General features: G+C 56.6%; 1 protein-coding gene. It reads left to right on the top strand.

Features of this window, described 5'->3' with window-relative positions; all coding sequences use genetic code 11:
• The first annotated feature begins 254 nt into the window (after positions 1-254).
• Entirely contained in the window at positions 255-617 is a 363-nt protein-coding gene (gene rsfS / locus AC1D0P_RS26745; RefSeq protein WP_477679496.1) for a ribosome silencing factor, read from the top strand.
• The last annotated feature ends 42 nt before the right edge of the window (positions 618-659 follow it).

The raw sequence follows: 659 nt of genomic DNA on the forward strand, positions 1-659 counted from the left end.
GCACTGAAGAGCTTTTTCATCAAGCAGGCAGCCGGTGTCGGGCAAGCCGGCAATCCCAAATTGCTCGACGGCACCCTGCCCTGAGCTAAGTATTTAAATTGGTTAAGACCCGTGTCTTGAAAGTTTTAAGGTTTGATGACTATCTTTATCTATCCGGGCTGCGTCGGTCCGGTGCTTGTTCTGTTCGATAGAAAGGAAGTCCTCTGACAACAGTGCACGCGAAAGGAGTGGTGCCACACACCTACTCCCGGAGCATGGAGCGCGGTAACGATGCTGCGGCCATCGCTCTCAAGCTGGTCCTCGAAAGCCTCGAAGACTCGAAAGCAGAGAATGTCACACCCATCAACATCACGGGTAAATCCGCGCTGGGCGACTATATGGTGGTCGTGTCCGGGCGCTCGAACCGTCATGTGACGGCCATTGCCGAACACCTGATCGACGATCTCAAGGCCGAAGCCATCGGCCCGGTCCGCGTCGAGGGGCTGGAAACCGGCGATTGGATCCTGATCGATGCGGGCGACGTGATCGTGCATATCTTCCGTCCCGAAATCCGCGAGTTCTACAACATCGAAAAGATGTGGGCCGCGCCGGATCTCGAGGAAGAGACGTTGCACTAGTCTTCGGCTGCCGCCCCAGCGGCGTCGACAGGGCTGATGAAT

The organism is Polaromonas sp. P1_G2 (genome assembly GCF_056405515.1).